Consider the following 23,603-nt stretch of genomic DNA (forward strand, 5'->3'; position numbering starts at 1 on the left):
ATTCAGGCGTCACTTCCGTCTTTGACCGCTGAAATTCCCCTGATACCAATCCGCAAAGTATATAGTGAATTACTGTTTTAACGTATTTAAACGCTAAATAACCCTATCATATTTATGGTCAAGATCGCCGCGCAACAACGTTCCGTTCCTCAAAAGTTACATCTGCCTGTGGATTCGCTGGCCGGTGTCGGCCCGCGGGTGGCTGCTCAACTGGTGCGTCTGTCGATCGAATCAATCGGTGATTTGCTGTGGCATCTGCCCTTGCGTTATGAAAACCGTGGGCAGATTGTCCCGCTTGGCTATCATTTGATAGGTCAGTCGGTTTTGATCCATGTCACGATCGCTGAGGCAAAGAGTTTGATGCGCGGCAAGGCGCGACAGGTAGCTCAGGGCTATGACGATGCGGCTAGTATTACGCTCTGGCAGTTTGGTCGTTTCGGGCCGACGTTGCAGACCGGTCAGAGTTATCTGCTGTTCGGTGAAGTTCGAGAAGGCGCGAGTGGTCTTGAAATGGCGCAGCCCGAGCTGATTCAGAGCGCGCAACTCGAGGCCATCGTGCCGATTTATCCTTCGACCGAGGGTTTGAGTCAGAGCAAATTACGCACGCTGGTGGGCCAGGCGTTGCGCGTGGCGCTCCATGATCTGGACGAATGCCTGCCCGCACCAATCCGGCAGCGTTTTGGCTGGCCAACCATGCTCGCAGCCTTGCAACGGATTCACGCGCCGGTATTGGCCGATGGTGTGCCAACACGCGATGAGCCCGCCTTCGCACGCATGATCGGAGAGGAGTTGCTTGCTCACCTGTTGGCGTTGCGACTCAAACGTCATGAGCAAAGTCGGGATCACGCGCCACGATTATCCGCACCGGGTCGGCTTTATCAGGAATTGCTGGCCCAATTGCACTTCCTTCCGACAAAGGCACAAACGCGCGTGCTCGATGAGATTCGGGCGGATATGGCGCAGGGTTCACCCATGTTGAGATTGGTGCAGGGCGATGTGGGTTCCGGCAAAACCCTTGTGGCAGCGGGTGCGGCCTTGACGGCCATTGAGCAAGGGTACCAAGTGGCGTTGATGGCCCCTACTGCCCTGTTGGCCGAGCAGCATCAGCGCAACTTCTCGCAGTGGTTTTCGCCGCTGGGCATCGATGTGCAGCTGTTGTCCGGTCAGCAATCTGCGAGCGAGCGTCGCGCCAGTCTGGCGGCCTTGGCGGAGGCGCGTTCACTGATGGTCATCGGTACGCATGCGCTGTTTCAGGAACGGGTGGCGTTCGACCAGCTCGGCCTGGTGATCGTCGATGAGCAACACCGCTTCGGTGTGCACCAGCGCTTGGCTTTGAGCGACAAAGGTACACACCCTGACCGCGCCGGGCATCGACCGCACCAACTGGTGATGACCGCGACCCCGATTCCGCGCACGCTCGCGATGAGTGCTTACGCCGATCTGGATGTATCGATCATCGATGAGTTGCCACCGGGCCGCACGCCCATCACGACCGCGTTGGTGCGCTCGGATCGTCGCGACCAACTGATCGAACGTATCAGCACGGTGTGTGCCGAAGGCCGACAAGCCTACTGGGTTTGTCCGTTGGTGGAAGACTCCGAGCGCATCGAAGCCCAGGCCGCCGAATCCACCGCCGAACTTTTGCGGGAACAACTGCCGCATCTGACGGTCGGGCTGGTGCATGGACGGATGAGCGCTGCGGAGAAAAACACCCAAATGGCGCGATTCAAGTCGCATGAAGTGGACTTGCTGGTTGCGACGACCGTGATCGAGGTCGGGGTGGATGTGCCCAATGCCTCCTTGATGATCATCGAAAATGCCGACCGCATGGGCTTGGCGCAACTGCATCAATTGCGCGGCCGCGTCGGGCGGGGTCGAACGGATTCGTACTGCGTCCTGTTGTTCGATGAGCCGATTTCGGACAAAGCGCGTGCGCGGTTGAGCCTGATGCGCGAAACCCAGGACGGTTTTCGTCTGGCCGAGGCGGATCTGGCGCAGCGCGGGCCGGGTGAAATACTCGGTACGCGGCAAACGGGTCTCGCCAAACTGCGTGTAGCCGATCTTGTCCGCGACGCCGATTTGCTGGACACGGCGCGACAACTGGCCGACGAACTTATCGCCGCGCAAAGCCCCGACATCAAGCCCCTGATTCAACGCTGGGTGGGTGCGGCCCATCAGTACGGTCAGGTTTAGGGAACACGCCAACGATTCAATTCAATGCATGTTTATCCTGCCAAACGCGCCCTCTTGAAATTTTCACACCCGACCACAAATAAGCACCAAGGTCGTTAAAACCTATGTAAATCAAATGGGTGTGCGGCCTGTTGATCAGTTGTTGAATGTAAACGACAGGAGGTGAATTATGTCGATTGTTCGTTATGAGCCTTTTGGTCTGTTGTCCCAGCTGCAGCGTGAACTTGCGCGCAGTGAGGGTTCCACCGCGACGGCCGAGTGGTCGCCCAGTGTGGACATCAAGGAAGAACCGGATCGCTTCGTGATCCTCGCCGATGTGCCCGGTGTTCAGCCGCAGGACATTGACGTCCATATGGAAAATGGCCAGCTGACCATCAAGGGCGAAAAGAAAACCGAAGCCACCGCGGAAGACAAGAACTACAAGCGGATCGAGCGAACCTATGGTTCCTTCTACCGAAGGTTCGGTCTGCCCGATTCTGCCGAGGCGGATAAGATCTCGGCCCGCACGAAGCATGGTGTGCTGGAAATCGTGATTCCCAAACGCGAATCGGTGCAGCCTCGCAAGATCAATGTGGTTAGTGAAGACTGACAGGCCAGTATGCCTGACCCAAAATGAGACCAAAACCCCGTTACCTTCCGGGGTTTTTTTATAGCATCCTTGTGTGTGGATACTCACTCGTCATTATCAGGTTCACAAAAAATGGCTGTGATTACTGCTCTTCGAAATACAATCGGTACAACTCAAACCTGAGGTATTACGAAAACGTCACGGGCTGTCCGCTGCGGGTAGGCACCCGCTCCGCGTTCATTGAGCTAAGGCGGACACCAGACAGATATACGAGGGCGCATACGAATTCGAGCACCTCAATCGGCCGGATTATCGCTATGGATGACGGAAGGCTGCGAGAATTGGACTCGTAGCATTTAGACGGCAAAGTTGGTTTTTCGAGGTACCCTTTTATTGATTGATTCCAATTGATTCATACCCATTGATCCATGGAGGAGATGAGGCATGGCACTTTTCGAGTTTTCCTCGGCCGGACAGCGCGGAACCGAACAACTGGATGCTGCCGTTGCGCATTATGCGCAGATTGGTCGGGTGCTGGTAGAACCGGATCAACAGTCGGGCTTCGCCTACAATGCGCGAATCATGCAGGAACGGCCGCTGGCGGTCGGCAGCCTGTCCGTCACGGCCGCGCGGGTCACGCGCACACGAGCTCATGCCGCCGAGGGCAATCCCTACGACGTGCTCGGCGTGGTGCTCGACGCAGGCGAGGTCGAGGTCAGTCTGGAGGGGCGAGCGCCCTTCCGTTACGCTCACGGCGAAGCCTTCCTGTGGCGTGGCGACGAGGCCGGGCGCAGCCATTATCTGAGCCCACAAACTCGCTTGTTGAACATAGCGTTACCGCGCGCGACGCTGGAAGGCGGATTGGCGCACCCCGACCGCGCCGAGGGCCGCCGTCTCGCCGCTTCGCCCGAGTTTAGGTTGCTTGCGGCCTACGCGACAGCTTTTCTTGATGTATGCCCGAAGCTCGCGCCGGAGTCGACACAGACGGTCGCACTGCAACTCCAGGATCTGGCGCTGCTCGCGCTTGGTGCGAACCGTGACAGTGCCGAACAGGCACGTAATCGCGGTGTACGGGCTGCCCGGCTGGTGGCGATCAAGTCTGATGTCGAAGCGCACCTGCTCGATCCGGAACTCTCGGTCAGGTGGGTACTGCGGCGCCACCGGATTTCGGAGCGCTATCTGCGGGCGCTGTTCGCCGACGAAGCGAGTAGCTTCGGCGATTTCGTGCTCGAACGACGGTTGGCGCGCGCCTGGCTGCGTCTCATCGACCCGCGCCAACACAGCACACCCATCGGCGTGATCGCTGCCGAGTCGGGCTTTGGTGACCCGAGCTGGTTCAACCGTGCGTTCAGGCGACGCTTTGGCGTGTCGCCGAGCGAAGCCCGCGCAATCTACCTCACCGGAAACGGTGCCGATCGCTGTTGATCCACCTTTCCGCATGAGCGGATTAGCTGGGACGTGCTGCTCTGAGCAGTTAAACAGTCGCTTTGTGTTGTCGGAGTGACCGGTCGTGAATGCCGTTTTCGCCTATTCGACGTGCCGTTTACGCAGTGTGTCCCCTGTCCGCTGTCGCCATAATGCGTCCATCATTACACATGGATTGCGGAGGCGCTCGCATGAAACAACCTTTCATGGCCATTGTCCTGACTGTGTCTGGTAGTGCCCTGCTCGCGGCGGGTTCGGCGATCGCTTTCGATTTCGGCGACGTGCTCAAGCGCACGGTCGAACGCGCGACCCAAAGCGAAGTCCAGCGCAAGGTCGATCAGGAAACGCGCAAGACCGTGCGCTGCGCGCTCGGCGACACGCGCTGCGAAAAGGCCGCGCGCGCCGATGCTGAAGCTGATGCAGCGGACGCCGACCCGGCTGCCGGCGAGCACGCCGACGCCGGCGGCGACCATCCGCTGATCGCGCCCTACCGCGGCTCGGTGCGCAAGGAACGCGACGTCGACGCCTTCAACGAATACCTGCGCATCGTCGGCCGCGCGGGCAAGGCGGCGAAAACCGAACGTCTTGAAGGCAAGCTCACGCGCCTCCGGTACGACAACCCCAAGGGCCGCTCGACCTTCGAGATCGAACGCAACTACCGCGACGCGCTCACCGCGCGCGGCTTCCGTGTCGACTACGAATGCGTCAAGCGCACCGTCTGCGGCACCACCGACAAGCCGAGCTGGCAGTCGCTCAACGGCATCAACCTCGGCATCGCCGGCGACGTGCGCTATTTCACCGGCAAGCTCGCCTACGGTTCGGGCGCGGCCTACGTCTCGGTCGCGGTCAACCCGACGGTCACCTACGTTCACGTGCTCGAAACGGCGTCGATGGAGCGCGACATGGTCGCGGTCGACGCCGACGCCCTCGCCGCGGGCCTGGAAAAGGACGGCCGGGTGCGCCTGGACGGCATCTTCTTCGACTCCGGCAAGGCGCTGCTGAAGCCCGAATCCAACCCGGCGCTCGATCAGGCCGTGCAGCTCTTGCGCCAGCAGGCGTCGCTCAAACTGCTGATCGCCGGCCACACCGACGACACCGGCAGCCACGCGGCGAACCAGAAGCTCTCGCAGCAGCGCGCCGAAGCCGTGCGCAACGCGCTGCTCGCGCGCGGCATAGCTGCCGACCGCCTGACCGCGCAAGGCTTCGGTAGCGGCGTGCCGCTGGCCGACAATGCCAGCGACGCCGGGCGCGCGCAGAACCGCCGGGTGGAGCTGGTCAAGCAATGAAGCGCGGGCTGGTCGCGGGCGGGGTGATCGCCGTCGTCGGCCTTGCGTCGATGGCAGCGGGCTTCGTCCCCAATCCTTTCGACGCGCCTGGCGTCGAGGTTGTCGAATCCGGCGGCGAGGCCGCACGCGGTGCGGGCGAAATCCGTGCCCCCGCACCGTCCGACAACCCCTTCGACGCACCGATTCCGGTCGTCGAGTCGGGCAGCCCCGAAGCCCGCGACCTCGTCGGCGAGGAGATCATCGGCCCCGACCCCTTCGTGCTGCCGCCGATCCCGGTGGTCGAATCCGGCAGCGCCGAAGCGCGCGCGCTGGGCGAACGTTTCAGCAACCCCGAGGCGCAGCGCCTGCGCGAGGCAGCCTGGCGCGCCGACAGCCGCTTTTCCGTCAACCCCGACAGCATCCCCGGCCACTACCGCTTCGACCTACGCCAGCGCCTGCGGGTGGACAGCGCCGACGGCCTCGTGGACATGAGCTGCTTCGTCAACTCGCGCGACGCCAGCCTGATCTGCCCCGACTGGGGGCTCTCAGGCTGGGGACTCGATCTCGAAACCGCGCAGGGCAAGCTCGATTTCGTGCTACGCCAGGCCGACGGCGACGTGTTCGCCTGCGGCCGTCACCGCGACGTCGGCCCCGCCTGCCTGCAACTCGGCGAAGAGATCGGCCCCGCCTTCGCCTGGCTGCGCAACATGGGCCTGCACCAGGCGCTGCTCGACTCGATCCCCGCCACGCCGCAGGCGCTCGGCGAAGGCCCCGGCGGCGGGGTGCAAGGCGTGCGCGCGCGCACCGCCGACGGCTACCTGCAACTCTGGTTCGACCGCCGCGCGAGCACGATTGCCACGCAGATGCCGTGGCTGGGGCTCGGCGTCGGCGTGATGAAGGACAGCCGCGCGCGGGTCAATCGCACCGTACGCCGCGCGCGATTTGAGGGCGCCGACCGCGACGGCGGCGATGTCGTCATCGACCTGGTCGAGCTCGAACCCGCGCGGCTGGAACGCCGCCTCGACGGCTATCGCGTCGTCACCGCCTTCACCGCGCAGGCGCTGGACGAAGCCACGTCGCTCGGGCAGCACCTGCACGCCCTGCAACGCGAAGCGGTCGGCATCCGCGCCGAACTCGACGCCTGCCCGAGCGGTACGGTCGGCCGCGACTGCCGCAAGCACCACCGCGAACGGCTCAAGGCGCTCGACACCCGCGCCCGCGATAGGGCGCTGGATTTCGGCGAGCGGCACGGCTTGCCGGTTCCTGAACGACCCTGACTGGGGCCACTAACTCAAGGAGATGTCATGACAATCAAAGCGACTTGCAACGCAGCTTTGCTCTTGATCGCTGCAGGATTTACCCCGTCGGTCTTCGCCGTCGAATGCCGTGTCGTGGAGCGGATCGGCAATCACTTCAAGGATCATATCCTCACGGATATCCGTGGCTTGGCTGTGGGCGAATACGAAGTAAGCCCGCGCAAAAATCTCATCGTCCACTCTGTGGATGACATCCGCTTTACCGGCTGCCGTGCTGTGGTCAAGGCGACGATCGAGGTGGAGCGCAAAGTACGCCGGGACGCCAAAGGCAATGCCCGCATAGCGGGAGACATCGATCCGGATTCAGTCAAATTGGTCGATCCGTCAGTCGGGAAATGGGAGTTCTGCTTCACGAAAGAGCCCAGAATCGAAAAAATGAAACTCTCGAACACAGCCGGGATCGGCGAACGGCAATACAAGAAGATCGCCAACCGGGTGTGGCCGCGTGAGCGTTGCTACACCTTCATAGTACCCAAGGACGAGGAGCGTCCAAGGTGAGCCGCTCCGTTGCTTCCCGCGTCGTGAAACCCGTCGCACTATTGGCGATCGCCAGCCTGCTCGCGGCCGCTGCCCACGCCACCACCGGCAAGCTCACGAAGCGCGAGCCGGTGCAGCGCCCGCCGACCGATTCGAACGGCTGCATGATCGAATCGATATCCGGCTCTCTGAGCTTCTCCTATCAGTTGGAAGGCCGCGCGAAACGTGAAGCGATCGACAACTGGAAAAAGCAGGTCAAGCGTAAAGCGCCGCCCGAATTCGCCTCGTGGAAGCACGCCAACCGCTACACCAAGTCGATGAATTGCGACAAATACAAAGGAAAGTTCTCTTGCTGGGCCAAGGCGCACCCCTGCGAGAGGCCAAGGTAATCAAACCTTGCCAACAGGAGGATTGGGAAAATGAACCTCAAAAACACTCCTGCCACTCTGCTGCCCTTCAACATGGTCTCGGGCCGATATGAGGGATTAGAGCCTGTCAGGGAGGCATGGTCACAGCTCGTATGCCTGGATGTTATGCCGGCCGAGCCGACGGTTCCCAAACTCAGCGCATCGATCTGGAGCTTAGGCGATCTGAAAATCGGCACATTCGATGGATCGGCTGTCAAAATGGTGCGGACCACTAAGTTGGCTCAGGATTGCGCTGACGACTTGATCATATGCATCGAACGCAAGACGCCTACTCGTGCCACTTGGGGAGGTGCTGGTGCGCGAGTTTTCGTACCCGGCGACATTCACCTCTGGCGAGCGGACGGCACCATGCAGTGCGAAACCAAAGGGGCATTCTCTGCATTGCTGTTGTCGATTCCGCGCACGGTTTTGAGCAATCATGGGATCGATATTGCCCCATTATTACGTGAAGGCGGGATTTGCGGTAACAGCCCCGAAACGCGGCTTCTTTGCCGTTACACTGATTCGGTCTTAGGCGAGGTTGATGCGTTATCCCCGATGGGGGTATCGTGCTGCCTCTCCCATCTCGTTGATCTTGCGATGCTTGTGCTGGGAGGGCGGAACACAGTCCGGCTTGCCAATCGGCACCGTGTCCGCTCTGTTCGACTGGCGTCAATCAAGTCGGATATCGATGCCCATCTGCTGAACCCCGAGCTTTCAGTCGGCTGGGTGCTGAGGCGGCACCGGATTTCCGAGCGTTATCTCCGCTCTTTGTTTGCTGATGAGGACACGAGTTTCACCCGTTTCGTGCTGGAGCGACGGCTAATGCGTGCCCATGCCGCGCTTGACCAGTCAGGTCGTAGCATCAGTGAGATTGCCTACGATTGTGGCTTTTCAGACCTGTCGTGGTTCAACCGAGCCTTTCGGCAGCGGTTTGACATGACACCATCCCAGGCCCGTGCGGGCCTGCTTGATCTCAGTCTAGAACGGGATGGGTAAGTGTCCTGTCCTGCCACTGTGCCGTTCAGTCCATCCGGCCGTGCCGTCCAGACCAAGCGCTTCGTTGCCCGCCTTTTTAGACTGAGCGGACTAATGATATCGCGGATTCCACCCTGACGGCAGTTCAGTGTCCGCGTTCGTCAGTTCCTCTACGTTTGCAGGCAAATTCCACCAAGGGGGTAATCGATGTTTATGGACACACGGGCGCAAACCAAAAAAGCACCATGGTCTTCTTGCCGTTTCCAGCGGTTCTGGTTGTGGGTGACAACAAGCGCGCTGGCGTTGGTGATTGCCCAGCTGGCTCAGGCGGATGAATGGACGGGCGTCACCGACGATGACTGGTTCAACAGTGCCAATTGGAGTTTTTTTGTAGTGCCCACGTCGAGTTCACCAAGATTGGTCATTATTGACGCTGGTTCTTCGAACCCAGCGCGGATTGGCGGTGCCGGTATCGACAATGCCGAGGCGACGACAATGGATATTGGCGTCAACCGGAATGGGGTATTAGAAATAGAAGGCGGTAGTCGCAGGCTTTTTAGTGGCGATGCAACCTTGGGTCGTTTCTGGGGTTCTCGAGGTGTGGTCGGCGTCAATGGCCCAGATGCGCAATGGGGCATTCTTGGGAACCTCGTCATCGGCAACGAAGGCTCCGGGCAGATCACTCTGGAAAATGGCGCCACGCTTGGGGTGAGCGGGAATGTCGACTTTGCTCGTTTTCGTCTTGCAGGGTTCGGTCAAGCTTCTGAGGGTGCGTTGATCATCAATGGCGGCAGCTTTGTTCAAGATCCCGATACGGGCACTTTCGGTATCGGTATTTCCGGCGATGCCACGCTGGAGATCAGTAATGGCGGTCAACTGGTGAGTGGATATACCACTCTGGGGCTCAATGCCGACGGCACGGCAGAAGCATCCATCTACAGCAATGACGCAACCCGCTTATCCCGTTGGCAGGCGAACAACCTGCGTATAGGCGGTGCCGGGCAAGCCGGGTTGGCTATAGGCCAGGGGGCGGTTGTTCACGTGGCCGGTGATGCTTTGATCGGAGATGAAGCCGGTTCACGAGGTACGGTGCTCGTTTTTCGCGAGGCATCAAGCGCAGTGGATGCCGGCATTTTGAACATCGGCGGGGCACTGGCGGTAGGCGAGGGCGGCCACGCCTCATTGTTGATCGGCAATGGCGGTAAGGTCGATGTGGCGGGTGTGGTTGTCATCGCCGATAATGCAAGCGCCTCGGGCAATCTTGTCGTTGGCTCAGCCGGGGAACTCAATACGCATCATGATGGTATTTACGTTGGTGCATTAGGCGAGGGCGAACTCACGCTGAGCGAGGGTGGCCGCGCGCTGCTCCATGGCGGCGCTGTCACGCTCGGCTTTTTTGCAGGGTCGTCAGGCACGCTCAATATTGGTGCGGCCGACGGCAGTGATGCCCGAGCGCCCGGTGTCTTGGATGCTTCGAACGTCCGCTTTGGCGCTGGGGCGGGAACGCTCGTCTTCAATCACACAGGACATGATTATGTGTTCTCCAGTGATATTTCCGGCAATGGCCTCATCAAGCATCGTGCTGGAGGGACGACGCTGACCGGCGATGGCAGTGCCTTTACCGGAGGTGTGTTTCTCGAAGGCGGTCGACTGAGCGTTAATGGCCTTTTGGGCGGGGGGATTGATGTCGCGGGCGGGACGTTGGCTGGCACAGGACAAGTGGGTGCTGTGATCTTGCGCCGCGGTAGCCAAATCGCACCGGGTAATTCCATCGGCACACTGAAGGTAGCAGGCGACATCACTATCGCCCTCGGATCAGATTATGAGGCAGAGGTCAATGCAGCCGGTGCAAGCGATCTCATTCACGCCACCGGAACGGCCACCATCAATGGTGGCTCGATCAATGTCCTTCCCTCCCCGGATTTCGCGGTCGGAACACCTTATACCCTGCTCACTGCCGATGGCGGACTGGTCGGTGCGGGATTCGATGCGGTTAACTTCGATTCCCTGTTTGTCTCACCGGTTCTTTCGGACGACGCCAATCATGTTTTTTTGACGATTACCCAGACAACCGATTTTGTAGCGGTCGCACGCACGTCCAATCAGGTGGCAGCGGCAGGCGGTATCCAGTCAGTCGCTAGCGGACTTTTGTTTGGCGCCATTGCCTCGCTTGGTGATGCTGACGAAGCGCGCAGGGCTTTCGATGATATTTCAGGCGAGGTTCACGCCTCGATCAAGACGGCATTGATCGAGGATACCCGCTTTGTTCGCTCGGCGACGTTGTCACGCCAGATCGGCGAGGGGGAAGATAGCGGTCTGTGGACCAAGAGTTTCGGCTCATGGGGGCGCTGGGATAGCGATGGCAATGCGGGCGAGCTCTCGCGTCACCTCGGTGGGTTACTGTTTGGCCGGGATAGCCTCGTGCTGGAGGATATCCAGTTAGGCTGGGTGGCCGGTTATGCCCGCTCGTCGCTCCATATCGATGAGCGCGCGTCAACTTCAACTGCTGACAGTTACACCCTTGGCGCCTATGTGGGGCGTCGATGGGATGCGTTTTCACTCAAGGGTGGGGTGGCTCATAGCTGGCATCGACTCGATACCGCACGCACGGTGGCTTTCAGCGGTTTTACCGACAATCTGTCGGCGAATTATAGTGCCCGTGCATTTCAGACCTATGGTGAGGCAGCCTACAGTTTGGATATCGAGGGTGCGCGCATCGAGCCTTTTACCAACCTGACGTATGTCCATCTGAGTACGGACGTTTACAGTGAAACCGGAGGTGCGGCGGCATTGACAGCGGCAAGTCAAAGTATCGCAGAGACATTCACAACCATCGGATTGCGTGGGAAATCACAGTTCGATTTCGGCGGGGCACCGACCCATATCAGTGGCTCGGCCGGCTGGCGACATGCCTTCGGAAATACACCAACCGCCACCCATCATTTTTCAGGCGCAGACAACTTCACCGTAACCGGCGTACCCATCGCAGTGGATGCACTTGCACTCGACCTCGGGGTGAGCGTGAACCTCACTCAAGATGCCACGATTGGGCTTTCTTATCATGGTCAGTTTGGGTCCAGCTTGATCGATCAGGGGCTCAGAGCCTCTCTCAATGTTGCGTTTTGACCCCGAACTGAAGCACGGTTGAACGTGATGATGAGCACAGTGTTGCCGCTCGCAGAACAGCGAGCGGATATCGGATCACCTCAGGGCGCCTCGAAAAATCCAGAGGATGGGGTTTTCGTGGTACCCATCAGACAATAAGCAGCATATCCCCCCAAAAGCTCGACAGGCTGCTAATTTTGCCCCAGCGTGCCGACCTGATTTCGCCCGGAAGCCTTGGCTTGATATAGCCCTTTGTCTGCCAGGTTGATCAAGGCGCTGGGTTCGCAGAAGGCGGTGGGGCGCCATTCGCCCACGCCCAGGCTTGCCGTTACAACGGGCATGACGGTGCTGTCCGGGTGCGGCAGTTCCAGCGACATGACCGCGCTGCGGACGCGTTCGGCAACACTGAGTGCATCGGCCAGTTCGGTTTCTGGCAGGATGACGGCGAATTCCTCACCGCCGTAGCGGGCGGCCAGATCCTTGACGCGATACAGGCTGGAACTGACCGCCTTGGCGACGCGCATCAGTGCGTGGTCACCGGCTTCGTGCCCCAGCGAATCGTTGTAGCGCTTGAAGTAATCGACATCAATCAAGATCAGCGAGACGGGCGCGCCTTCCTGCTGCGCGCGGCGCCATGTTGTCATCAGGTATTCGTCGAACTTGCGACGGTTGGCAATCGCCGTGAGACCGTCGATATAAGAGAACTGCTTGAGTTGTCGGTTCGCATCGGCCAGTTGCTGGGTCACCCGGCGCAGATAGACCTGTGTCGCGATACGCGCCAGTGCCACCGGGAAGTCCAGCGGCTTGGCCAGATAGTCGTTGGCGCCCTGGGTGAGCGCATCGACGATGGTCTCCGAGCCGTGTCGCGCTGTTACCACGATGACGGGCTGTTCGTGGGCAGACGATTTGCTGCGGATCTTTGCCAGCACTTCCGTGCCGCTCATGTCGGGCATGAGCCAGTCGAGCAGGATGACGTCAAACTGCTCGGATTCTAGTCGGTCAAGCGCTTCCCGTCCTGAATTGCTGACGGTGACGCGGTAGCCTTCGCGGATCAGGCGGCGCTGCATCAGTTCGAGATTTTCCTGGCGGTCGTCGACAATGAGCAAATGACCGCCGGCATGGCCACTGCCGCCTGTGGCATGGGTGGCTGTTTCGCGTGCGTTTTGCTGACTGCGTGCGTCGCCGAGATCGATAGAGGGTTTTGCGCTGAGCGATTCGAGTAAAGCGCGCATGTTGCCGATCGCCGAACCGATTTTTTCGACATCGGGGCAGGCTTCCTGCCAGGCATTTTCGATCGTGGACTTCAGGCCGTTGAAGTCCGCTTCGATTAAGGCCATTTTCGCTCGCCAATCCGGAAACAGGCCATCGAAATGCCCGCTGGACATCGGCGCGGGGCGGTTGATGGTCTCCAGCATCCGATAGGCATCATCGAGCAGCGTCTTGAGGCGAGGAGAAAGCAGGTCGTTGCACGTGGGCGGCAGGTCGTCCAGCAGCATTTCCGTGTAGCCGATCATGTGATTGAGCGGTGTGCGCAGGTCGTGACGGATGTGGGCGTCGCAAGGGTGGGTGTCGGCCATGAGCTAGTCTCTCTTTGCCATCTGTTGTTCGATCTTTTCGAGCAGACGGGGGAGATCGACGGGTTTAGTGTCGAAATCGTTGCAGCCTGCTTCAAGTGCTTTGGCCCGTTCGCCATCCATGGCGTGCGCGGTGAGTGCGATGATGGGGATTGCCTCGGTTGCGGGCTCGGCACGAATGGCGCGGGTGGCTTCCCAGCCGTCCAGCACGGGCAGACTCATGTCCATCAGAATCAGATCGGGTTGCTGAGATTTTGCCATGGCGACGCCTTCGCCACCATCGACGGCCAGCAGGACCTCATATCCTTTGCGCGCCAGGCGTCGCGAGAGCATGTCCCGGTTCATTTCGTTGTCTTCGACCAATAATATCCGTGCCATGTGTCATGTCTCCTTGCGTTCGTCGCCATCTGCTGCCTTGCCGGAGGGGGTAGAAGGTATATTTTTCCGATGCGTGCAGAGTTGTTCGTGCAGACGGCCAACCAGCAGTTCCTCGTTCAAGCCATCACGTTCGATGATGTATTCGACGCGCTGTGAAAGTCGCTGTCGATCGTCATCGGTCAGTGTCTTGGCGGTGAGTACCAGAACCGGCAAGGAATTGAATTCCGGGCGCTGACGCAGGGCATCGATGAACGCGAAGCCGTCCATGTTCGGCATCATCAGATCCAGAATCACGAGATCCGGCGCGGCGTGGCTCGATAGCCAGTCCAAACCGGATTGACCGTCAGTGGCTTCATCGACCACGGTCCCTTCCGGTTCCAGCACCCGGCGAATCAGATTCCGGTTGTCGGCATCATCGTCGATCATCAAGACGTGGCACCGGTCTGGATGGCGCTTGTACTGTCGCAGCAGGCCCAGCAGCGCATCCTTATTGACGGGTTTGGTTAGGAACTGGGCGGCACCCAAGGCATAGCCGAGGCTTTTCTCGTTCGTCATCGTGAGGACAAACACCGGGATGTCCTTGAGGTCGGGGTCGGCCTTGAGCGAAGTAAGTACGCTCCAGCCATCAACGCCGGGCATCATGATGTCGAGCGTGATGAAGTCGGGGCGGTCGATGCGCGCCATCGCGAGGCCATCGGTGCCATTGCTCGCGGTGATAACGCGATAACCGGCGCGGCCGAGCGATCGCTTGAGCAGATCGTGCACAGATGGGTCGTCGTCGATCACCAGAATCGTTTCGGCTTGTTTATCCAGCGCCGCGTTGGTTGAGGGCGCGGATGGTTGAGACGGGATGTCGGTGGCATTGGCGGGCTCCGTCTGCGTTTGCGGTTCGACGGTCAGCGGCAGTGAGACCGTAAACACGCTGCCGCTGCCGGGGGTGCTGGTTGCGGTGATGTCGCCGCCCATCATGCGGGCGAAATGGCGGGAAATCGACAACCCGAGACCGGAACCGCCGTATTTTCGTGTGGTGGACGCATCGGCCTGGCTGAATACCTGGAACAGGCGACCGAGTTGTTCCTCGTTCATACCGATACCGGTATCGGCCACGGCAATCGTAAAGTGATCGGTGTCTTCCCGTCGGACGCTGAGCGTGAGCGTTCCTACCTGGGTGAATTTGGCTGCATTGCTGATGAGATTGAGCAAAATCTGCCGGAACTTGGTCAGGTCGCCGCGCATGTGTCCGAGCGAATCGTCGCACTCGAATACCAGCGAATTTTGATTCTTGTCGATGACGGGTCTGGCGGTGTCGATCACCGTCTGGATTTCGCGACAGATCGGGAAGGACTCCAGATACAGTTCCATCTTGCCCGCTTCGATTCGGGAAATGTCGAGAATGTCGTTCACCAGCGCCAGCAAGTGCTTGCCGCTGTTGAGGATGCGCTCCAGATCCGGGGCGTATTGCGTGTTGCCGTCGTCCTCGGACTCTTCGAGCAGAATCTCGCTGTAACCGATGATGGCATTGAGCGGCGTGCGCAATTCATGACTCATGTTGGCAACGAACTGGCTCTTGGTTTGGTTGGCGTCCTCGGCCTCTTTTCGGGCTTCTCCTGCGATTTTTAGGGCCTGTTCGAGTTCTTCCGTGCGCTGCATGACAGCGGTATTCAGGTTTTGCTCGCGATCGGCGACTTCGTGCGCCATCGACTGGAAACTGCGTGCCAACTCGCCCGGTTCGTCTCCTCGTCTGGCGAGCTGTTGCATTTGCGGCTGGTCGAATACCGCCATCTGTTCCCGCGTGGCCGATCCGGTGCCGATCGCACGTGCCGCCGCTGTCAGGCGCTGAATCGGGATGACGACCGTGCGCCGTATCTGCCAGATCAGCAGGGTGGTGCCCACGGCAAATACGCCGAAGAAGATGCCCATGCTCCACAGAAGGTATTGGTGCCCCTGCGCGAAAATTTCATCGGAGGGGACATAGATTGTCTGGGCCGAAACGATCTCGCCGAGCTTCCAGCCGAACCCGTTTTTGTCACCGTAGGTGGCGACCAAACTCTTGGGCGCGGCTTGCGGCGTAGAGTGACATTGCAGGCAGCTCGCCTTGGTGACGGCCAGTGGGCGCGCGGTATAAAACAGGTTTCTGCCGTTGAGCTCCCGGAATCCCGACAATATTTTGATCGAGGGGTCGGCCCTGAATTTGGCGACCAGCCCAGATTCGAACGCATCGGCCTGATCGTGCGGGCTGGTCGGGTTCAGCGTGGCTTCCTTGTAGCGGAAATCGGCAAACGCCGGGTCGTCGCGGAAGGAGTTGAAAATGATCCGTGCGGAAAATGCCGGTACGGTTTCAGAGATGAATTGCTGTTCGGTGAAAAGCCGTTGCTGGAGTTTCGGGCTGATGTGCAGGCTGGTGTAGGAACGAACGGCGTTCATCATGCGACTCAGCATCTCCGCACGAGTCTGGATTTCTGCCTCGGCCTTCTTGTTCATGGCGCTGGACAAGAAGAAACCGGATACGGCGATACTGATCAAAAAAGCCAGTATCAGGAAACCGGTCAGCTTGGTGCCAATACGCAAATTCTGCAGCATATGATGTGTCGTCCTTGAGTTGATCACGCGATGGGCGCCGTTGCGGTATTATCACGCTACGCGGCCGGTTCCATCGCCCGCAGGTTTCATTAGAAAACCTGATTTACTGGATGTAAATTCAATATGTTGGGTGTAATCAATGCTCATTGTGACATAGAATCGGCTAGTTGTTGAAGGCTGTTTTCGCCCCGGTAAGGATGCACCGATTGAATGTTGAACTAACCACTGCTCCCGCTCCTGCTCTGGAATTCATGGGCGCTGACCGGCATGTCGGTGGGCGGGCCTATCAGCAGGATCAGGTGATCTGCCTGTCCACGCCGGATATGAAATATCAGCTTGTGGTGGTTGCTGATGGCGTCGGCGGGCATTGGGGCGGTGAGATGGCCTCGAAAACGGTGATCGAAGTTGCTCGTCGTTTGTTTCCAGCGCAATTGAACCAATTTCCCGCATCCGGTGGCTTTCTCGAATATTTTTGCCAGACGGCTAATGACGAGATTCGGGCACGGGCGGCACGGGAGAATCAAGAGGCTTTTTCCACCGTGGTGGCGTTGCTCACCACACCGGGCAGGGCGTATTGGGCGCATGTCGGCGATAGTCGTTTGTATGGATTCAAGGGCGCAGAACTGGTGCACCAAACGAACGATCATTCGCTTGTGCAGGCCTTGTTCGATCAGGGGCGAATCACGGCAGACGAGCGCCGGGTTCACCCCGAGCGCAATCGGGTCCTCAATGTCCTGGGTCTGAACGACACCGTGCAGCCCACGCTGGGCGAAATCAGTTTGACGCCGGATATGGCCTTCCTGCTGTGCACGGACGGGTTCTGGGAGCATGTAGCCGTGTCGGAAATGCCGCTGATACTGGCTGCCGCGGATTTGAGTTTCGCCGCTTCGGTCTGGGTTCGCCAGGCTGCGCGCCGCGCGGGCGCCGGTGGGGATAATGTCGCGCTGGCCTTATGGCGGTCACCTCCTCGATCCAAACGCGGCTGGCTTTCGTTTCGATAAATCGCCTGGAGTGTTGCCATGAGTTTCGAAAATCGTCGTGTCGGCACAGCGGACCGAGTGGGCATGGCACCCGGTGCATTGCTGGAGGATACCCATTCTGTTCCTGCGCAGATTGAACTGATTCATTATCGTGAACATGATTCGTCGGCGATTGATCCTGCAAGCTTGCAGGCCATGCAAACCGCCATAGCTGCGCATGATGGCGTGACCTGGCTGCACGTGCAGGGTTTGCCCAGCAAGGCCTTTCTGGAAGAAATGGGCGCGCGTTTCGGTCTGCATCCCCTTTTGCTTGAAGATATCCAGTCGCGAGACCAGCGACCCAAGCTCGACGAATACGTAGAGCATCTGTTCGCTGTTTTTTCTGTGCCTCGCTGGCAGGGGGACGGGGCCGTTCTCGAACAGTTCAGCCTGTTGTTGGGCGATGGCTATGTGATCAGTATCCACGATGCCCAGAGCGACATCACCGACATCTTGCGTGCGCGATTGGCCCAATCGAGTTCGCGTTTGCGCCAGCATGGCGCGGATTATCTGTTCTATTCGCTGATCGATTTGATCATCGACCAGATCTACCCCTTGCTCGAAACCTTCGGCGGTACGGTCGACGAGTTGGAAGAACGCCTTGTAACCAATCCCGGTCATCGTGCCCTGCCGGATATTCAATCTGCCAAGCGCACTCTCAATCAGCTTCGTCGCCAACTCTGGCCAACGCGTGAAGTCATCAGTCATCTGATTCGTGGCGTCAGTAACGAACCGCTTCTGGAGGCCGGTCTGCGGCCTTATCTCAATGATCTCTACGATCACACGGTATCCGTGATGGATATGCTCGAAACCTATCGCGATACCGTCACCGGGTTGATCGACATTCATCTGTCGAGTGTCAGCAACCGCCTGAATGAAATCATGCGCACTCTTACCGTGATCTCGACACTATTCATCCCACTTACCTTTGTCACCGGTATCTATGGCATGAATTTCGGCAACAACGCCGATAGTCCATTCGCCATGCCGGAACTGCGCTGGTACTTCGGTTACCCGCTTATTTTATCGGTGATGGTGGCAGTGGCTCTCGGGATGATCCTGTTCTTCAAGCGCCGAGGTTGGATATTCTCCCGCGATCGTTTCTGACGAACTAATGGTTGGGCCGCGCTACGCGGCAAGTGTCTTGTTTTGTTCAAGAAATCGTCATGGCGCTGTCATGCAGCGGCTCTAAGGTTCGGTCAGGAATCGCGCAATGTGCGCGGTATGGTGCCAAAACCGAGGGCGGGCGATGTATATCAGTCTGGTGACCGAAACCTTTGATCCCGATATCAACGGGGTGGCGACGACGCTCAAGCAAATACATTCTGCCCTGCTGTCATCAGGGCATCGGGTGCAACTCGTGTGCCCGAGAGGAAAAACGGCACGGGTACTCGACGACATGCTGGAAGTGCCCGGACTGGCCTTGCCCTTTTATACCGATGTTCGACTGGGCTTGCCCGTGGGCCGACGATTGAAGCGCCGCTGGCAGAACGAGCGCCCGGATCTCGTGCACATCGCCACCGAAGGGCCACTGGGATACGCCGCCCTGCGCACGGCCAAAGCGCTGGGTTTGCCGATCACCTCATCGCTGCATACCAATTTTCATACGTATATGCGTTTTTATCGCGTGGGTTGGCTGGCCGCGCCGGTCATGCGTTATCTCAAGTGGTTTCACAACCGAACTGCGCGCACGTTTATTCCCACCGGGCAGCAGGCAGAAGCACTCGGCTTGAGCGGGTTTGATCGTCTGGCGGTGCTGGGGCGCGGTGTGGATACGGCCCTGTTCAATCCTGAACGGCGCGATGCTGCCCTGCGCGCGCAATGGAGTCAGCATTCTGGCCGTGCGGCGGGTGATGAGTCAAAGGTCGCCTTGCATGTCGGAAGACTGGCACCGGAGAAAAATCTCGATTTATTGTTACAAACATTTAATGCAATGCGCGTGGCCCAACCGGATATGATCGGTGTGGTGGTAGGCGACGGCCCGGAGCGCGCCCGGTTGGAGAAAGCATTGCCCTGGGTCATCTTTACCGGGATGAAGCGTGGCGCGCAGTTGGCCCGACACTACGCCAGCGCCGACCTGTTCATCTTCCCCAGTCAAACCGAAACGTTTGGTAATGTGTTGTTGGAGGCCATGGCTTGCGGGTTGATTTGCGTCAGCTTCGATTATGCAGCAGGCAAGCACCTGATCCATGATGGAAAAAACGGCTATTTGGTTCCGCTGGGTGATGATGCACGCTTTATTAAAGCGGCAGTCGATCTGATACGGGTGGATGGCCCGGAAATACGCCAGATGGGCTCAAGGGCCAGAGACGTGGCAGCCACTTATGATTGGACGCGGGTAACGCGTGCGTTCGAGCAGCACTTGAAGGACGTGTTGCAGGTTGAATCAGCCCAGTCGGCATCGGATGAGCAGCCTGCTCTGCAGGGATCCGGCAGATCGACGAATCAGGGTAAAACGGGAGTCTGACATGACCGCATTTATTCGAACCGTTCGTAGTTCATCCTTGCTTAACCGGTACCTGCATTGGGAAGAGGTGATCATGTATCGCCTCAATCTTGTCAATGCCATGCGTGGCTTGCGTCGATTGTTCGCGATTTGCAGCCGTCTGGGCGATGGTGTTGCCTGGTATGTGGCCGCCGCCCTGATCGCACTGTTCGTCGGGGAGCAAGCATGGTTGCCCATGAGTGCCATGATGCTTTCCGCAGGTGTCGGATTGGGCATCTATGCTTCCATCAAGCGCCTCACGGCCCGACCGCGCCCACATATGGCCCACGACGGATTGGTGCTGAGTGTGGCGCCGTTGGATAAATACAGTTTCCCTTCCGGGCACACCTTGCACGCGGTGAATTTTGCGATTCAGATTGCCGTCTTCGCGCCGGGTCTTGCCTGGTTGGTCATTCCCTTCGCCCTGATGGTCGCGTTGTCACGAATGGTGCTTGGATTGCACTATCTGTCGGATGTTCTGGTCGGCGGGGTGATCGGTGCGCTGATCGCGGTGTCCAGCCTTTGGGTGGTGGGTACGCTGTCTTAATAAGATCGCATTTCAACTGTCATCGACGATTCACGATGTCGACATAATATCCTTCGTCTTTGTGGTGCTTAGAACGACCTTGATTCAGGGCGGGAATGCACTCACTATAGGAAGGATTTTCCGAATGCTCGAACCGCCCTCACGACGTTTCGGGCAGTTGCCTGGTTTTAATCGATGGTGTGCCTCAGTTGTCCTGAACCAGATGGGCAGGATTTGGCGCGCATGCCTTGTGTGGGTATTAAATATTGGTCATGTCTTGGTCGAAGAGCCGTTTCGTATGGATTCCGAGCGCGCTTTTCCTGATTTTACTGGCGACGGCCGGCGTGCTCGCTGCCCGCATTACCTGGATGTGGCTGGCACCGGCACCTGCCTATGTAGCGCCTCCTGAGTCGGGGGCCGAAGCGAGTGAACAGTCGCAGTCGGCATCGGTTGAGCAGATCGGCAGTTGGCATCTGTTCGGCCAGGCAGCGACGCCAGACAATCCCACGGCGACAAAAATTTCGGCATCCCAGTTAGGGGCGACGCTCGAAGGCACCATCAGCGGCTCCCCCTTGCCACTGGTCATGCTGCGGGTTGGTGGCGAGGTGCGGTTACTGCAAGCCGGTGACACCTTGTCCGCAGGGGTTCGCATCGTTTCGATTGCGCCGGATCGCGTCGTCATCTCGAATCAAGGCCGTCTTGAGTCAATCGCCTTCCCTAAGCCACAGTCGCTTGATCAGGCACCCGCACCGAGTGCCGCATCGCTGACTACGGCAAACCCACGTGATGTCTCCGCTTCCGCCGTCGCGCCCACTGTTCGGGCGCAGGCAGAAGAAATCCGGCATAACCCCCAAACGCTGCTGCGTTTTGTGACCGTATCGCCTGTGCAGCAAAATGGCGAGATCAGTGGTTATTCATTGCGTCCGGTACCGGGGCAGGAAGCACTCATGCGGGCACTTGGGCTCATGCCCGGTGATGTATTGACTTCCGTTGATGGCATGCCTGTCAATGATCCCGCCCTGTTGCCCCGCGTGATGCCGCTGTTGAATTCTGGCCAGCCGTTACAGGTTCTGGTCGAACGGGGCGGGCAGCCCCTGAGTATGACGATTAATTTGGACTCATTACAATGATGAATACCGCTCGCCGCATACGCGGTCAGGCATCCTCTCTGGTTATCTTTATGGCGCTGACACTGGTCACCGCCGAAGTCCTGATCAACAGCCCGGTCCGGGCTGCTGATGCACCACCACCGGGTATATCGCGTGTTCAGGGCGACAACTCCGATACGGATAAAGTTACCCTGAATTTCCGTGACATGGATATCGGTGCGCTCATCGAGGCCGTCTCGAAAGTCACGGGCAAGAATTTCATCGTCGACCCCCGGGTCAAGGCGCGGGTCACGGTCATTTCTGCCAAGCCGATGAGCCCGCAAAAACTCTACGACGTGTTTCTTTCGATCTTGCAGGTCAATGGCTTTGCTGCGGTACCTGCCGGTGCGGTGATCAAGATCGTTCCGGAAATCAACGCGCGCTCCGACGCCCAGCCGGTCAATCCCGGTTCGTCGGCGGTCGGGGATCAAATGGTGACCGAGGTCGTTCACCTGCGCTATGTACCTGCGGCGCCTTTGCTGACCGTGTTGCGTCAAATCATGCCGCAACAGGCCGCGCTTTCCGTGTACCCCGATTCCAATTCACTCGTGATTACCGACCGGGCGGGCAATATCGACCGGCTCAAGAAAATATTGGCCAAGGTGGATCAACCTGCCGTGGGAGATGTGGAGATCATCCGGCTCAAACGGGCATCGGCTGACTCGGTCGTGTCCACGCTCAAGGCGTTGTTTGGTGCCAGCGGTGGCGGCGGCGCCAAGGGCGCACCCGTGCCGGGTGGCGGTGCAGGAGGCAATTTTTCCAGCGTGCCTGCGTTCGCCGCCGATGACCGCACCAACAGCGTTTTACTGAGTGGCGATGCCGTCTCTCGCGCCAAGATGCGCGCCATCATCCTGAATCTGGACATGCCGCAGACGAATTATGGCAATACGCGCGTGTTCCGACTCAAATACGCCAATGCCGAAGATCTTGTCGATGTGCTCAAAGGGATCGTGAGCACCAACGGCGCCACATCCACCGGGGCGACGGCCACGAAAGAGGCGACCACCAATCCGGACAACAACCAGCTTGAGATCGCCGCCGACAAATCCCTTAACGCCCTGGTCGTGACGGCATCGCCCAGCCGGATGCAGACGGTCGAGTCGGTGATCGATCAGCTCGATATCCGGCGCAAGCAGGTATTGGTGGAAGCGATTATTGCTGAGGTGTCGAACGGCGTAACCAAAAAGTTGGGCACCCAGTTTCTGGTCGGTGGCGGCAGCGGTACGGTGCCTATCGGTATTTCCACCTTCAACGGGTTGTTGTCCAGCGTCGCCAGCTCCGCAGCGCAGGCGGGCACAGGCAGTGTCGGTAGCGCCATTGGTTTGGGTTTGGCCGGGGCGTTGGGCGATGGCGGCAATATCGGCGTGGGGCGGTACGGTCAAGGCGGCGCCGATTTTGCACTGCTGGTTTCCGCGCTGGCGGGGAACTCGGGTAATAACATTCTCTCCACGCCGAGTCTGCTGACACTGGATAACCAGGAAGCGAGCATCGTGGTCGGCCAAAATATTCCAATCGTCACCGGCTCGTATGCACAGACCGGTTCGGCTACCTCACCCACCAATCCGTTCCAGACCATCACGCGCGAGGACATCGGCGTCAAACTCAAGGTCACGCCCACCATCAGTCCGGATGGTACCGTGCGTTTGAAGATCGAGCAGGAAGTGTCCAGCCTCGACAGCGCAGCGCAAAGCTCGGCGGGCCTGATCACCAATAAACGTAACGTGACCACCACAGTGCAGGTCGATGATGGCGACGTGGTAGTGTTGGGTGGTCTGATCGACGACAGCACCAATTCCAATCAACAAAGTGTTCCGGGCTTGGGCGACATTCCCATTCTGGGTAATTTGTTCCGCTACCGTTCGGCCAGTACCAATAAGCGTAACTTGATGATTTTCATTCGGCCGTTGATCGTTGGTGATGGCGGCAAGTTGTCCGAATTCAGCCGTGAACAGTACAACCGCATCCGTCAGAGTCAACAGGATACGTTCGACAAGCGTTCTCTGGTTAACCCAAGCGATTGGTCCGTTTTATCGCCAGAACAGAATTTCCAACGTAATCTGCCGATCCCGATGCCGCAGAATATCCAGACATTGATGGATCAGGATCGGGCTCGCAGCCAAACGGCCAGCGGTCAGACCGCGGCCCCCAGACCGTGAACG

General features: G+C 58.9%; 18 protein-coding genes. 15 read left to right on the forward strand and 3 right to left on the reverse strand.

Going from position 1 to position 23,603, the window contains the following annotated elements:
• The first annotated feature begins 114 nt into the window (after nucleotides 1–114).
• The 9 genes from recG to HNEAP_RS12075 all read left to right on the forward strand — a co-directional run bounded on the left by recG (nucleotide 115) and on the right by HNEAP_RS12075 (nucleotide 11,755).
• Nucleotides 115–2,193, forward strand: coding sequence for an ATP-dependent DNA helicase RecG (recG, locus tag HNEAP_RS00590; RefSeq protein ID WP_012823024.1), 2,079 nt, complete (start codon nucleotides 115–117; stop codon nucleotides 2,191–2,193).
• A 169-nt stretch (nucleotides 2,194–2,362) separates the two neighbouring features.
• Nucleotides 2,363–2,782 carry an Hsp20/alpha crystallin family protein gene (locus tag HNEAP_RS00595; RefSeq protein WP_012823025.1) on the forward strand — a complete coding sequence of 140 codons (420 nt, stop codon included), beginning with the start codon at nucleotides 2,363–2,365 and terminating at the stop codon, nucleotides 2,780–2,782.
• A gap of 423 nt (nucleotides 2,783–3,205) precedes the next feature.
• Nucleotides 3,206–4,186 (forward strand): helix-turn-helix transcriptional regulator, encoded by a 981-nt coding sequence (locus HNEAP_RS12065; RefSeq protein WP_012823026.1) that lies wholly within the window; start codon nucleotides 3,206–3,208, stop codon nucleotides 4,184–4,186.
• 191 nt (nucleotides 4,187–4,377) lie between these two features.
• Complete coding sequence (locus HNEAP_RS00605; RefSeq protein ID WP_012823027.1) at nucleotides 4,378–5,472, forward strand: OmpA family protein; 1,095 nt, start codon at nucleotides 4,378–4,380, stop codon at nucleotides 5,470–5,472.
• Entirely contained in the window at nucleotides 5,469–6,728 is a 1,260-nt protein-coding gene (locus HNEAP_RS00610; RefSeq protein ID WP_012823028.1) for a hypothetical protein, read from the forward strand. The genes HNEAP_RS00605 and HNEAP_RS00610 overlap by 4 nt, the downstream gene beginning before the upstream one ends.
• 27 nt (nucleotides 6,729–6,755) lie before the next feature.
• The gene (locus tag HNEAP_RS00615) at nucleotides 6,756–7,265 is read left to right on the forward strand and encodes a hypothetical protein (RefSeq protein ID WP_012823029.1); all 510 of its coding nucleotides are present in this window, start codon (nucleotides 6,756–6,758) and stop codon (nucleotides 7,263–7,265) included.
• Nucleotides 7,262–7,633: a hypothetical protein gene (locus HNEAP_RS00620; protein ID WP_012823030.1), complete on the forward strand. Its 372-nt coding sequence runs from the start codon at nucleotides 7,262–7,264 to the stop codon at nucleotides 7,631–7,633. Before HNEAP_RS00615 ends, HNEAP_RS00620 begins: the two co-directional genes overlap by 4 nt.
• Nucleotides 7,634–7,663: 30 nt before the next feature.
• On the forward strand, nucleotides 7,664–8,650 hold the full coding sequence (locus tag HNEAP_RS12070; protein WP_012823031.1) for a helix-turn-helix domain-containing protein: 987 nt from the start codon (nucleotides 7,664–7,666) through the stop codon (nucleotides 8,648–8,650).
• Between the two features lie 186 nt (nucleotides 8,651–8,836).
• Nucleotides 8,837–11,755 carry an autotransporter outer membrane beta-barrel domain-containing protein gene (locus HNEAP_RS12075; protein WP_012823032.1) on the forward strand — a complete coding sequence of 973 codons (2,919 nt, stop codon included), beginning with the start codon at nucleotides 8,837–8,839 and terminating at the stop codon, nucleotides 11,753–11,755.
• Between the two features lie 170 nt (nucleotides 11,756–11,925).
• Here HNEAP_RS12075 and HNEAP_RS00635 read toward each other — a convergent pair whose 3' ends face one another.
• Genes HNEAP_RS00635 through HNEAP_RS00645 form a run of 3 tightly spaced genes read right to left on the reverse strand, consistent with a single transcriptional unit; the run spans nucleotide 11,926 to nucleotide 16,266 of the window.
• Nucleotides 11,926–13,311 (reverse strand): diguanylate cyclase, encoded by a 1,386-nt coding sequence (locus HNEAP_RS00635; RefSeq protein WP_012823033.1) that lies wholly within the window; start codon nucleotides 13,309–13,311, stop codon nucleotides 11,926–11,928.
• Nucleotides 13,312–13,314: 3 nt separating this feature from the next.
• Nucleotides 13,315–13,686: a response regulator gene (locus tag HNEAP_RS00640; protein ID WP_012823034.1), complete on the reverse strand. Its 372-nt coding sequence runs from the start codon at nucleotides 13,684–13,686 to the stop codon at nucleotides 13,315–13,317.
• A gap of 3 nt (nucleotides 13,687–13,689) precedes the next feature.
• Nucleotides 13,690–16,266, reverse strand: coding sequence for a response regulator (locus HNEAP_RS00645; RefSeq protein WP_012823035.1), 2,577 nt, complete (start codon nucleotides 16,264–16,266; stop codon nucleotides 13,690–13,692).
• Between the two features lie 206 nt (nucleotides 16,267–16,472).
• On the opposite strand from HNEAP_RS00645, the gene HNEAP_RS00650 reads away from it, so the two are divergent.
• The 6 genes from HNEAP_RS00650 to gspD all read left to right on the forward strand — a co-directional run bounded on the left by HNEAP_RS00650 (nucleotide 16,473) and on the right by gspD (nucleotide 23,600).
• Complete coding sequence (locus HNEAP_RS00650) at nucleotides 16,473–17,267, forward strand: PP2C family protein-serine/threonine phosphatase (RefSeq protein WP_012823036.1); 795 nt, start codon at nucleotides 16,473–16,475, stop codon at nucleotides 17,265–17,267.
• An 18-nt stretch (nucleotides 17,268–17,285) separates the two neighbouring features.
• Nucleotides 17,286–18,392 carry a magnesium/cobalt transporter CorA gene (gene corA / locus HNEAP_RS00655; protein WP_012823037.1) on the forward strand — a complete coding sequence of 369 codons (1,107 nt, stop codon included), beginning with the start codon at nucleotides 17,286–17,288 and terminating at the stop codon, nucleotides 18,390–18,392.
• 106 nt (nucleotides 18,393–18,498) lie between these two features.
• Nucleotides 18,499–19,752: a glycosyltransferase family 4 protein gene (locus HNEAP_RS00660; RefSeq protein ID WP_081441067.1), complete on the forward strand. Its 1,254-nt coding sequence runs from the start codon at nucleotides 18,499–18,501 to the stop codon at nucleotides 19,750–19,752.
• A 1-nt stretch (nucleotide 19,753) separates the two neighbouring features.
• On the forward strand, nucleotides 19,754–20,317 hold the full coding sequence (locus HNEAP_RS00665; RefSeq protein WP_012823039.1) for a phosphatase PAP2 family protein: 564 nt from the start codon (nucleotides 19,754–19,756) through the stop codon (nucleotides 20,315–20,317).
• Nucleotides 20,318–20,568: 251 nt separating this feature from the next.
• Nucleotides 20,569–21,426 (forward strand): type II secretion system protein N, encoded by an 858-nt coding sequence (locus HNEAP_RS00670; RefSeq protein ID WP_012823040.1) that lies wholly within the window; start codon nucleotides 20,569–20,571, stop codon nucleotides 21,424–21,426.
• Nucleotides 21,423–23,600 (forward strand): type II secretion system secretin GspD, encoded by a 2,178-nt coding sequence (gspD, locus tag HNEAP_RS00675; protein WP_012823041.1) that lies wholly within the window; start codon nucleotides 21,423–21,425, stop codon nucleotides 23,598–23,600. The genes HNEAP_RS00670 and gspD overlap by 4 nt, the downstream gene beginning before the upstream one ends.
• The last annotated feature ends 3 nt before the right edge of the window (nucleotides 23,601–23,603 follow it).

The sequence above is a fragment of the Halothiobacillus neapolitanus c2 genome (assembly GCF_000024765.1).
GTDB lineage: Bacteria > Pseudomonadota > Gammaproteobacteria > Halothiobacillales > Halothiobacillaceae > Halothiobacillus > Halothiobacillus neapolitanus.

Excerpts from the sequence above, each read along its gene's own strand:
- recG (WP_012823024.1), top strand. The coding sequence starts at position 115 with ATGGTCAAGATCGCCGCGCAACAACGTTCCGTTCCTCAAAAGTTACAT.
- HNEAP_RS00595 (WP_012823025.1), top strand. The coding sequence starts at position 2,363 with ATGTCGATTGTTCGTTATGAGCCTTTTGGTCTGTTGTCCCAGCTGCAG.
- HNEAP_RS12065 (WP_012823026.1), top strand. The coding sequence starts at position 3,206 with ATGGCACTTTTCGAGTTTTCCTCGGCCGGACAGCGCGGAACCGAACAA.
- HNEAP_RS00605 (WP_012823027.1), top strand. The coding sequence starts at position 4,378 with ATGAAACAACCTTTCATGGCCATTGTCCTGACTGTGTCTGGTAGTGCC.
- HNEAP_RS00610 (WP_012823028.1), top strand. The coding sequence starts at position 5,469 with ATGAAGCGCGGGCTGGTCGCGGGCGGGGTGATCGCCGTCGTCGGCCTT.
- HNEAP_RS00615 (WP_012823029.1), top strand. The coding sequence starts at position 6,756 with ATGACAATCAAAGCGACTTGCAACGCAGCTTTGCTCTTGATCGCTGCA.
- HNEAP_RS12070 (WP_012823031.1), top strand. The coding sequence starts at position 7,664 with ATGAACCTCAAAAACACTCCTGCCACTCTGCTGCCCTTCAACATGGTC.
- HNEAP_RS12075 (WP_012823032.1), top strand. The coding sequence starts at position 8,837 with ATGTTTATGGACACACGGGCGCAAACCAAAAAAGCACCATGGTCTTCT.
- HNEAP_RS00635 (WP_012823033.1), bottom strand. The coding sequence starts at position 13,311 with ATGGCCGACACCCACCCTTGCGACGCCCACATCCGTCACGACCTGCGC.
- HNEAP_RS00640 (WP_012823034.1), bottom strand. The coding sequence starts at position 13,686 with ATGGCACGGATATTATTGGTCGAAGACAACGAAATGAACCGGGACATG.
- HNEAP_RS00645 (WP_012823035.1), bottom strand. The coding sequence starts at position 16,266 with ATGCTGCAGAATTTGCGTATTGGCACCAAGCTGACCGGTTTCCTGATA.
- corA (WP_012823037.1), top strand. The coding sequence starts at position 17,286 with ATGAGTTTCGAAAATCGTCGTGTCGGCACAGCGGACCGAGTGGGCATG.
- HNEAP_RS00660 (WP_081441067.1), top strand. The coding sequence starts at position 18,499 with ATGTGCGCGGTATGGTGCCAAAACCGAGGGCGGGCGATGTATATCAGT.
- HNEAP_RS00665 (WP_012823039.1), top strand. The coding sequence starts at position 19,754 with ATGACCGCATTTATTCGAACCGTTCGTAGTTCATCCTTGCTTAACCGG.
- HNEAP_RS00670 (WP_012823040.1), top strand. The coding sequence starts at position 20,569 with ATGTCTTGGTCGAAGAGCCGTTTCGTATGGATTCCGAGCGCGCTTTTC.
- gspD (WP_012823041.1), top strand. The coding sequence starts at position 21,423 with ATGATGAATACCGCTCGCCGCATACGCGGTCAGGCATCCTCTCTGGTT.